Annotated in this window: 10 protein-coding genes; 4 read left to right on the top strand and 6 right to left on the bottom strand. The window is 57.8% G+C overall.

The features are described from left to right. The 5 genes from VL547_RS03640 to VL547_RS03620 form a co-directional block, all read right to left on the bottom strand. A partial coding sequence (locus VL547_RS03640) for a glycosyltransferase family 2 protein (protein WP_325575296.1) occupies positions 1–524 on the bottom strand: 524 nt, incomplete at its 3' end. Further along, positions 521–1,957, bottom strand: a complete 1,437-nt coding sequence (locus VL547_RS03635) for a glycosyltransferase (RefSeq protein ID WP_325575294.1) — start codon at positions 1,955–1,957, stop codon at positions 521–523. The genes VL547_RS03635 and VL547_RS03640, both read right to left, overlap by 4 nt. Then, positions 1,957–3,126, bottom strand: a complete 1,170-nt coding sequence (locus VL547_RS03630; protein WP_325575292.1) for a HEAT repeat domain-containing protein — start codon at positions 3,124–3,126, stop codon at positions 1,957–1,959. Before VL547_RS03630 ends, VL547_RS03635 begins: the two co-directional genes overlap by 1 nt. Beyond that, the gene (locus tag VL547_RS03625) at positions 3,119–3,511 is read right to left on the bottom strand and encodes a response regulator (protein ID WP_325575290.1); all 393 of its coding nucleotides are present in this window, start codon (positions 3,509–3,511) and stop codon (positions 3,119–3,121) included. Before VL547_RS03625 ends, VL547_RS03630 begins: the two co-directional genes overlap by 8 nt. A gap of 166 nt (positions 3,512–3,677) precedes the next feature. Further along, entirely contained in the window at positions 3,678–4,049 is a 372-nt protein-coding gene (locus tag VL547_RS03620; RefSeq protein WP_325575288.1) for a response regulator, read from the bottom strand. A gap of 104 nt (positions 4,050–4,153) precedes the next feature. Between VL547_RS03620 and VL547_RS03615 the strand changes: the two genes are divergently transcribed. Then, entirely contained in the window at positions 4,154–5,215 is a 1,062-nt protein-coding gene (locus tag VL547_RS03615; protein WP_325575286.1) for a GSCFA domain-containing protein, read from the top strand. After that, positions 5,215–6,369 carry a glycosyltransferase gene (locus VL547_RS03610; RefSeq protein WP_325575283.1) on the top strand — a complete coding sequence of 385 codons (1,155 nt, stop codon included), beginning with the start codon at positions 5,215–5,217 and terminating at the stop codon, positions 6,367–6,369. The genes VL547_RS03615 and VL547_RS03610 overlap by 1 nt, the downstream gene beginning before the upstream one ends. On the opposite strand, the gene VL547_RS03605 is transcribed toward VL547_RS03610, so the two are convergent. Beyond that, entirely contained in the window at positions 6,291–7,529 is a 1,239-nt protein-coding gene (locus tag VL547_RS03605) for a lipopolysaccharide biosynthesis protein (RefSeq protein ID WP_325575281.1), read from the bottom strand. The genes VL547_RS03610 and VL547_RS03605 overlap by 79 nt on opposite strands. Positions 7,530–7,569: 40 nt before the next feature. On the opposite strand from VL547_RS03605, the gene lepA reads away from it, so the two are divergent. Together lepA and VL547_RS03595 are read left to right on the top strand one after the other, a co-directional pair. Next, positions 7,570–9,360 carry a translation elongation factor 4 gene (lepA, locus tag VL547_RS03600; RefSeq protein ID WP_325575279.1) on the top strand — a complete coding sequence of 597 codons (1,791 nt, stop codon included), beginning with the start codon at positions 7,570–7,572 and terminating at the stop codon, positions 9,358–9,360. Next, positions 9,353–9,919, top strand: coding sequence for a sigma-70 family RNA polymerase sigma factor (locus tag VL547_RS03595; protein WP_325575277.1), 567 nt, complete (start codon positions 9,353–9,355; stop codon positions 9,917–9,919). Before lepA ends, VL547_RS03595 begins: the two co-directional genes overlap by 8 nt. Positions 9,920–10,098: the final 179 nt, after the last annotated feature.

The following is a 10,098-nucleotide window of genomic DNA, read 5'->3' as shown; positions in this document are numbered from 1 at the left end:
CACAGGAAGTAGTTGAAGGAAGACACGTTGACCCCGGCGTTGGAGGCGTCGGCCTTGCTCTTGCCGTTGACCTTGTCCACGACCACCAGCTTCTCGTAGGCGCGGTTGCTGGATTTGAAGATGCGGCGGACCGGCTGCGACTTGATCTTTTCGTTATAGGCGAAGTCCACCTGGACCATCTCGAACTCCCTGATCATTTTTTCCAGCGTATCGTCGGTGCTCCCGTCGTTGACGATGATGACCTCGAAACGCGGGTAGTTCAGCGTGAGCAGCGAGCGCACATTCTGGATGATGGTGACGCTCTCGTTAAAGGCCGGCGCGATCACGGAGATCCCGGGCGCCAGCGGCGAGCCCAGTATCTTCTTATAGTCGGAATAGCTGTTTTGCTTCTGGAAACGCCGGATGGCCACGAACGACAGGACGGCCAGCAGGGCGTACATCAGGAGCATGGTTATCCCGTAAACGAACACCGAGCCTTCATAGGCGTGCCGGATATGGTCCCATATGCTGATCTGCTCTATCATTGTTGCACCGCTACTTTTCGTTGAACCGTGGTATTCCCGAAGCCCTGGCGCTGCATGTTCCCCCAGCTGTGCTTTTTACCCGTCAGGAAGTAGTAGTACCCCCGGATCGAAAACAGCACGATCATGGGATGGTACAACAGGAACTCCAGGAAGGGCGTGGTGCACAGCAGGAGCACCTCCCGGAAGGATTTGTAGTGCCGGAAAGCCAGCTGGTCCCACAGGATCGCGATGGTCGTGATCATGATGGAATACATATACACGAAGACGAGGAGCAGGATGGCGTATTCCGGGTTGATCTCGCCGCGGCACAGCTGGACGATATAATAGACGATCCCCGTCAGCTCGACGAGGGGGGCCAGGAGCTCGAAGAAAAAGTTGTACGGCATGAGCACCCAGCCGGCCTTGCCGTACCGCGGGTTGAACAGCATCCCCTTGTGGGCGTACATCAGCTGCGCGAGACCCCGGGCCCAGCGGGTCCGCTGGCGCATGAATATCTTTACGGTGTTGGGCGCCTCGGTCCAGCAAAGGGTTTCGGGAATATACCGGATGGCGTAGTCGATCTGGTTGTCGTAGGCATACCGGGACATGCGCACCATCAATTCCATGTCTTCGCCAAAGGACTGCGCGTCGTAGCCGCCGGCCTTGATGGCGACTTCCTTGTCAAACAGCCCCAGACCGCCCGAGACGTTGGGTACGCAATTGATCAGCGACCAACCCATTTTACCCAGGACAAAAGCCCGGATGTATTCCATTTCCTGGAAGCGCGGCAGCAATTTACGCGGCGGGCGCATCCTCAGGATCACGCCCTCTTCGATGTCGCAGGAATTGGCGATCCGGAGCGTGGCCCCGGCGGCAATGACGCGTTTGGAAGGTTCTTCGGTAACCGGTTTGATGAGCTTGAGCAGCGTGTCCTTGCTCAGGATGCAGTCCACGTCGGTACAGACGAAATAGTCGTAGCTGGCGACGTTGATCCCCGCGTTGCTGGCGTCGGCCTTGCTCTTGCCGTTGACCTTGTCTATGACAATCAGCCGCGAATAGGCCGAGTTGCGGGACTTGTAGACACCTTTGATCTTCTGGCAGCGGATCTTGATGGAATAGGCATAGTCCACCTTTTCCATCTCAAAGGCCTCGATCAGCTGTAGCAACGAGTTATCCGTGCTGCCGTCATTGACCAGCACGACCTCGAACTTCGGGTAGTTGAGCGTCAATAATGAACGCACGTTCTGGATGATGGACAGCCCCTCGTTGTAGGCGGGTGCGATCACGGAGATGCCCGGGGTGAGGGGGGAACCCAGCATATTCTCGTAGGAAGCGAGGCTGCTGCGGCGGCGGTAGATTTTTATCGCCACGAATGACATGATGGCCAGCAACGCGTATATGATGAGGAGGATGACCCCATACACAAAGACGGTGCTCTCATATACGGCCTGCATCAGAATTTGATTAGGGGGTTCATACAATGCCGGAGGATGAGCTTGTTCTCCGCGGTGCCGGTCTCGATCAGCTCGTCGACGAGGCTTTTGGGCGTGGCCCGGGTTTTGATCAGCGACTTGGCGGCGTTCTTACGGATGTCGAAGTCGGACGAATGGAGGAACTCGTGCCTTAGGAACTGGATCTGGTTGCCTGTATCCATACGGCCGATGGCCTTCAGGATTTCGAGCTGGCAGTTCAGCGGCTGGCTGTAATAGATTTCCACGAGGTGCGGCTCGGCCTCTTCACAACGCAGCTTACCCAAACAGTTGATGGCGTCCGCGCGCAGGTTATGGTCTTTATTGTCGAGGAGCTTGATCACCGCGTGCGCGGCGTCCTGCTGGTTGTAATGGACGATCAGCTTCAGACAAAAGGATACGATGCTCTTGTTCGGGGAGTAGGTCACCCAGCGGGCGAACTTGGGGATCGCGATCTCCTCGGTGGTGGTGATGGTCTTGAACAGCTCGATCTGGTCCCACATCAGCAGCGGCTCGGTGACCACGTCAAAGAACTTGAAGGGCTCGTTCTTACTCAGCTTGATATACGCGTTCCGCGCCTCGGCGCGCAGCTCGCGATTCTTGCTATTGGTCAGGGGGAGGATGTTGACGTCGGAGATGGACATATCCATGTCCGTTAGCTCGATCATGCCCTGGACCTTCCGGTTCCATTTGACCGACTTCATTTTCCTGAACGAAACCTTATCCAGCTCCAATTCCAGGTAGAGCCGGCGCAGGAGGTCCCCGATGGACCCGGCAAAACTCTTCTTATAGTTCACGATCCGGTCGATCAGGAGCTGGCGGTTGGCGGGATTCCGGAGCGTTTTTGTCCGGAATTTTTCGATCGGGAGCTCGATGTCGTCGATGGGCACGTTATCGGCGAGGCCCTCGTTGAGCACGACGTGCTCCGTGAGCAGCTGGTCGATCACCGGCAGCAGGTCGGTCTCCTTCTTATCCTGGCGGTAACCGCGGTAACGGCGGACGAGGATGCTGCCGTAGGCGAGCAGGGTAGCGGACAACGCTACAAGGATAAAGACGCACGCCACCTCTATGACCAGGGGCAGGTCAAGGAAGTAGTAATATAGGGCGGTCAGGACGTTGTTATCCTGCAGGTACGAAGTAAAGTCCTTAAACATGAATATTGGTTGTCGCTCTTTTTGCGTCCAAAAGCCGTTTTACGCGGATGACCAGCTCCTTGCCGGTGATCGGCTTTTTGAGGTAGTCGTCGGCGCCCAGCTGAAACCCTTCGGTGATCGAATGCTCCTGCGTGACGGCGGAAATGATGATGATCTTCGCCCGCTCTCCTTTGGGATGCTGACGAATTTTGCTGATGATCTCGAAGCCGTTGGCGTACGGCATCATCAGGTCCGTGATGATAAGGTCGTAGTTCTCCCGATCGATCAGCTCCAGACCCTCTTTGCCGTTGGTGGCGATATCGACGGCGTAGCCTTCTCTGACCAGGATTTTTTGCAATACCATCTGAACGATGTCATTGTCATCGATGATTAAGATTCGCTCCATAGTAATTTTTATTCTGGACGAATACAGAGGTAAAGCGGCGGAGAGGTAAGCGGTGAGCTAAGGTTTTTTAGCTTAAGGCTAAAGAAGAGGGCTATAAATGCAGTTAAACAAATATAGCCCTTTTTAGAGAAAAACAAGAGGTAAGCAAAACGACATTTATAGAAAACTAAGCAAAGCTTCCCAACAGTTTCCGGACACGGATGTGTAGTTCGTGCGGCATAACGGGCTTCCGTATAAAATCATTGGCGCCAATCTGGTAACACTGGGTAATCGCGGATTCGCTGGACATCGATGTGATCACGATCACGGGTACGCCTTTGTAACTTTCTTTTGCCTTGATCCGGCTCATCACCTCGAACCCGTTTGCGTAAGGCATATTGATGTCGGTGATGACCAGGTCATAGGTGTGGAGGTCTATCTGTTCCAATCCTTCTTTACCGTTTGCGCAGGCCTTGACCGTAAATCCTTCCTTCTGCAAAAACCGGGTCAGCGCCTTGAGCAAAATTTCATCGTCCTCAATCAACAGAATTTCTGACATCGCATTCAAAAAATTAGAAGTAAGCGTTTGTGGTTTCTGAGTGTAAAGCTACGGCTTGCCGCGTCGCTTTTTGTTATCCGTATATTAACGGAGTACCGTATAACATGCGCTTAACGAGGCAACTATGCACTATATTTGCGGTTATGATGAAGTTCAGATCAGAGCTGGAAGTGAAGCCGGCAGCGGTTTCTATACGCTACCCGCAGTCCGTCTTCCTGGCGGGCTCGTGCTTTACGGAACATATTGGGAATAAACTTGATTCATATCGTTTACCGGTTTTGCAGAACCCGCATGGGATTTTATTCAATCCTATCAGTATATGTGAGATGTTGATTTCGTGTGTGGAGGGGCGTGAGTTTGCGTCGCCTGATCTTTTTCATTACGGGGGTCTTTGGAGCAGCTGGGGGCATCATTCGCGGTTTTCAGCCGTTTCCTCTGTCGACGCGCTTTTGGCCATGAATGCTTCTCAGGCCGCGGCCTCTGCGTTTTTGCGGCGCGCGGACTGGGTGGTACTAACGCTTGGCAGCGCATGGGTGTATGAGCTCCGTGCTACGTCCCCCGCCTTTGCAGACGGGCCCCTCACGGGCGGTTATGGACCCGGGCGGGTGGTCGCCAACTGTCATAAGGTTCCGGCGGACTGGTTCATACACCGGTTGCTCAGCGTCGAGGAGGTGCTGTCCGCGCTGGACCAGGCGTTGCACCGGCTGTTCCTGCTTCGGCCGTCTTTGCGGGTCATCTTTACGGTTAGCCCGGTCCGTCACCTCCGCGAGGGCATGATCGAAAACAACCGCTCCAAGGCGGTCCTTATACAGGCGGTGCACCACCTGGTGGGGAAGTTCGACCGCCTCGACTATTTCCCGGCCTATGAGCTGGTCGTCGACGACCTCCGCGATTACCGCTTTTATGCCGAGGACCTGGTCCACCCCAACTACCAGGCAACCGGCTATGTATGGGAGAAGTTCGTGGGCGCCTATATGGACCCCGAGGCGCGGGCGGTGATGCTGGCGCTGGAGGGGGTGCTCGCGGCGCGCCGGCACAAGCCGTTTAATCCTACCGGAGAGGAGCACCGCCGGTTTATGGCGCGCATGGGCGCGGAGGCGCGGGCGCTGATGGCGAAGTATCCGTTTTTGGATCTTTCGGAGGAGATCGAGTATTTTACGGCTTAATGACGCACCTCTGGTTGGCCAGCTGGTATCCCCACGCGGGGGACCCCTTTAACGGGGACTTTGTGCAGCGGCATGCGCTGGCGGTCTCGCTGCGCGCGCCGGTGACGGTGGTGCACGTGGCCCGTGGGGCGGGGGCGCCGGCGGTGACCCAACGGGGGCGGTTGACCGAACATATCTATTACAGTCTTTCGCGGTGGCGGGCGTTGCTCGCCTATGACCGGGCGTTCCGGGCGTTTGCGCGTTCTAACGGGCGGCCGGCGGTCATACACGTACACGTGTGTATGATCGCGGGGGTGTACGCGCTGTGGGCGCGGTGGCGCTACCGGGTGCCGTTTGTGGTGACCGAGCACTATTCCATATATGCGACTTCGGAGTTCTTGTCCAAACCCTGGTGGTACCGGTGGGTCAACCGGAGGGTGCTCGCGCGGGCGTCCGCCGTGCACAGCGTGTCGGCGTTTTTGTTGGAAAGGATGCGGGCGGTGGCGCCGTTGCGGCGGACCATGGTTATACCCAATGTGGTGGATACCAGGCTTTTCCGTCCGGGGAACCGGCACGCTGCGTCCGCGAACGGCGGTGGCGGCGCGTCAGCGAACGGCGGTGGCGGCGCCCGGGCGGACCGGCCGTTCCGGTTCATCCATGTATCCAGTTTTATCCCCTTGAAAAACGTCCCCGGGATCCTCCAGGCGTTCGCCAAGCTTGCCGAACGGCGGCGCGACTGGGAACTGGTGCTGGTGGGTCCCGCGGATGAAGATACAAGAGCGAAGGGCGAAGGGTTGCCGGTACGGTGGACAGGAGAGGTAGCCTACCGGGTCGTCGCCGAATGGATGCGGCAATCGGACGCGCTGGTACACTTTAGCTGGGTGGAAAACCAGCCCTGCGTGATCTCGGAGGCGTTGTGCTGCGGGTTGCCGGTGGTGGCGCCGGCGATCGGGGGGATTCCCGAGGCGGTCGACGCCGGCAATGGGCTCCTGGTGCCGGCGCGTGATGTCGGGGCGTTGGCTGCGGCGCTGGAGCGGGTGATGGAGATGACGTGGGACCACGAAGCGATTGCCCAAAAAGCCGCGGCTCTTTATGACTACGAACGGGTGGGAGAGGCACTGGAAGCGTTTGCGATCGGCGCAGTCCGGGAAGTACGGAACGCGACCCACTCATAGAGCACATACGCCGCGTAGGACGCGCTGCTCACCCAGGCGGCGCCCATGATGTGGTAACGGGGAATGAATAGGATGTCCCCGGCGAGCATGACCGCCAGACCGACCAGCCCACCATATAAGTTGACGCTGACGCGGTTACGCGCGGCGAAGTAGGCCGCCAGGATGGCCAGGGGACCCAGGGCGAAGATACCGGGGACCAGGCGGAGCCAGGCGGGATACACCAGGTCATAAGTAGACCCCAGGAGCCAGACGAGCCCCCGGTTACCGGCCAGGGCGACGATCCCGACGCCCAATGCAAACAATCCCACGGTGTACGCCATCAGTTTGACAACCGTTTTCCGGTCGGCCATGCCCTGTACGACATCGGGGAAAACCACCATGGCGATGACCTGGGGGAGGTAGATAAAGAGCTGCGCCAGCTTGGAGGCCTGGATATAGTTACCCAGCTCCGTGGCGTTGCAGCCCGCCGCTACGAACCAGTAGTCGACGCGATACACGCCAAAAAAGACCAGGTTGGCCAGGAACGAAAGCCCCGCGTACCGCACAAGGGCGGGGAAGTCGATGCCCCTCCCGGGGACAAACGGATGCCGGCGGCGCAACCAGGTGTATACGATCAGACCGCACACCAGGGGCGCCAGGTAAAAACAGGCAAAGAATACCGGCAGCGACGGGTGCAACGCCAACAGGATGATGAGGAGCAGGTTGCACGCGGTTTCGGCCGCGGCAGGCAGCACAAAGGCCCGGACGGCGTACGCCAGGACCGAGAAAAAACGGAACAGCAACGTCCCGCAGATAAAACCCACGGCGTAAATGCCAAAGAGGAGCGGATCGATTGCCGGCCTGAGGACGTGGGTGGAGAGTACGGCTACCAGCAGGGCGATCAGCACCAATGTGGCGGCGGCGGCGTAGCGGAAGATAAACCGGCTGAACGCCCCCAGCAAGCCGTTGTCTCCCGTTCCAAAGTATTGAATCCCCGACTCGAGGCTAAGGCTGGCGACAAAGGCGGCCAGCTGGAAATTGGCGACCAGGAAGAGGAAGTCTCCCGAACCTGCGGCCCGGAATACCCGGGCGATCGCGATGTTGAGCAAAAAGAGCGAACCGAGCTGCAGGGCTTTCCAGAGCGCATTGGCCGTTATGGTTCGCCATAATTGCGTTGTCATCCGGGGAAAGGTAAGGGAAATTCGGTACTTTTGCAGCCTCATGAAGCACATCCGGAATTTTTGTATCATAGCGCATATTGACCACGGAAAAAGTACACTCGCGGATCGTTTACTCGAAGTCACCCGTACCATAGGAGAAAGGGACATGATGAACCAGGTGCTGGACGACATGGACCTGGAACGGGAGAAAGGGATCACGATCAAGAGCCACGCCATACAGATCAATTATCGCCAGGATGGGCAGGAATACGTGCTGAACCTGATCGACACCCCCGGTCACGTCGACTTCTCCTACGAGGTCTCCCGCGCCCTGGCCGCCTGCGAAGGCGCCCTGCTGCTGGTGGACGCGTCCCAGGGGATACAGGCGCAAACCATTTCCAATCTTTATCTGGCCATAGACAATGACCTGGAGATCATCCCGGTCATCAACAAGATCGACATGGAAGGGGCGATGATCCCCGAAACCAAGGACCAGATCATCGAGCTGATCGGCTGTAAGGAAGAGGACATCCTCCTGGCCAGCGGGAAGAGCGGGATCGGGATCACGGAAATCCTCCAGGCGATCGTGGCGCGCATCCCGCCGCCCCAGGGCGACCCGCAGGCCCCGCTCCAGGCGCTGATCTTCGACAGCGTGTTCAACTCCTTCCGGGGCATCATCGTATACTACAGGATCATGAACGGCGTCATGCGCAAGGGCGACATGATCCGTTTCATCAATACCGGTACGGTTTATGGGGCGGACGAAGTCGGCATCCTCAAGCTGGGGTTGGCGCCCAAAAATGAAGTCGGCTGCGGGGACGTCGGATATATCATTACGGGTATCAAAAACGCCAAGGAAATCAAGGTAGGCGACACGCTGACGCTGGCGTCGGCCGTGGATGTCCCGGCGATACAAGGTTTCGCCGACGTAAAACCCATGGTCTTCGCCGGTATCTTCCCCGTCAACACGGACGAGTTCGAGGAGCTGCGCGACTGTATGGAAAAGCTCCAGCTCAACGACGCTTCGCTGACCTTCGAGCTGGAAACCTCTCAGGCGCTCGGCTTTGGCTTCCGTTGCGGCTTCCTGGGGATGCTCCACATGGAAATCATCCAGGAGCGCCTGGAGCGGGAGTTCAACCAGACGGTCATCACCACCGTGCCCAACGTGAGCTTTATCGCGCACACGACCCGGGGCGAAACCGTTACGGTGAACAACCCCACCGAAATGCCCGACCCGACCTACATGGAAACCATCGAGGAACCCTTTATCAAGGCCCAGATCATCACCAAACCCGAATACATCGGCAACATCATGACGCTGTGTCTCGGCAAGCGCGGCATCCTCCTCAACCAGAGCTACCTCACCCAAACCCGGGTGGAGCTGATCTTCGAGATGCCCCTGACCGAGATCGTGTTCGACTTCTACGACAAGCTGAAGTCTTCGACCCGCGGCTATGCCTCGTTCGACTATTCCCCCATCGGCTATCGTGACAGCGACATCTGTAAGATGGACATCCTGCTGAACGGCGACAAGGTGGATGCGTTGTCGGCGTTGATCCACCGCAGCCGCGCCCAGGACTTCGGCCGCAAGCTCTGCGAGAAGCTGAAGGAGCTCCTGCCCCGCCAGCAATTCCAGATCGCCATCCAGGCGGCGATCGGCGCCAAGATCATCGCCCGCGAAAACATCTCCGCCATGCGCAAGGACGTTACCGCCAAGTGTTACGGTGGCGACATCTCCCGGAAACGCAAGCTCCTCGAAAAACAAAAGGAAGGCAAGAAGCGGATGCGCCAGATCGGTAACGTAGAGGTGCCGCAGGAGGCGTTCCTGGCGGTGCTGAAGCTCGATGAATAGCGAAGCGCCCATATCGGACGACTGGGGGCGGGCGGGGGACGATGCCGCCTTCGCCGCCCTGATGCGTGACCACTACGATGCCCTCTACCGCTACGGACAACACTTTACCCAGGACGACGCCCTGCTGGCGGACTGTATCCAGGACGTCTTTGCCAACCTCTGGCTGAACCGCCACAAGCTGTCCTCCATCGAACACCCCCGGCCATACCTGCTCACCGCCCTCAAACGCCGGGTATTCCGGCTGTTGGAACGGGACCGGAAAGCGGCCGGTGCCCCCCCGGCCTTTACGCTCGAGTTCTCGGTCGAAGATTTGATCGTGGAAAAACAATTGGCCGAGGAAAACGCCCTCAAGCTGCGCCAGGTCCTGGACCAGCTCCCCGCCCGCCAAAAGGAGGTGATTTACCTGGTGTACTATCAACAGCTCGATCCGTCCGAGGTGGCGGTGCTGATGAATATCCATCGGCAGTCGGTGTACAACCTCCTCTCGGAGACCATTCGCAAGATCAGGGACTTCTGGGTGGAATCCGCCATGGTAGTGCTTTTTAGCTTGTTGGCGTAGCGCAACCGTTTGCGCCGCAGGCAACCGATTGCGCTATTTTTTACAAAAAATTCATTTCGGGCAGTAGATATGCCGCGTACCGCGTTCTATTAGGTATGCCCGAATCCATCGAAACACTGCTCGCCGACCCACGGTTCATCCGCTGGGTGATCCAGGGCGACGATCATAGCCATTGGGAG

This window comes from Dinghuibacter sp., assembly GCF_035492835.1.
Taxonomy (GTDB): domain Bacteria; phylum Bacteroidota; class Bacteroidia; order Chitinophagales; family Chitinophagaceae; genus Dinghuibacter.
The sequence above is the reverse complement of the archived record's forward strand: the minus strand, read 5'-3'. Positions and strand labels throughout refer to the sequence as shown.

Bases quoted from the DNA above. Each gene is read 5' to 3' on its own strand.
- VL547_RS03615 (WP_325575286.1), top strand. From the start codon at position 4,154: ATGCGCTTAACGAGGCAACTATGCACTATATTTGCGGTTATGATGAAG.
- VL547_RS03635 (WP_325575294.1), bottom strand. From the start codon at position 1,957: ATGCAGGCCGTATATGAGAGCACCGTCTTTGTGTATGGGGTCATCCTC.
- VL547_RS03610 (WP_325575283.1), top strand. From the start codon at position 5,215: ATGACGCACCTCTGGTTGGCCAGCTGGTATCCCCACGCGGGGGACCCC.
- VL547_RS03630 (WP_325575292.1), bottom strand. From the start codon at position 3,126: ATGTTTAAGGACTTTACTTCGTACCTGCAGGATAACAACGTCCTGACC.
- VL547_RS03620 (WP_325575288.1), bottom strand. From the start codon at position 4,049: ATGTCAGAAATTCTGTTGATTGAGGACGATGAAATTTTGCTCAAGGCG.
- VL547_RS03625 (WP_325575290.1), bottom strand. From the start codon at position 3,511: ATGGAGCGAATCTTAATCATCGATGACAATGACATCGTTCAGATGGTA.
- VL547_RS03595 (WP_325575277.1), top strand. From the start codon at position 9,353: ATGAATAGCGAAGCGCCCATATCGGACGACTGGGGGCGGGCGGGGGAC.
- lepA (WP_325575279.1), top strand. From the start codon at position 7,570: ATGAAGCACATCCGGAATTTTTGTATCATAGCGCATATTGACCACGGA.
- VL547_RS03605 (WP_325575281.1), bottom strand. From the start codon at position 7,529: ATGACAACGCAATTATGGCGAACCATAACGGCCAATGCGCTCTGGAAA.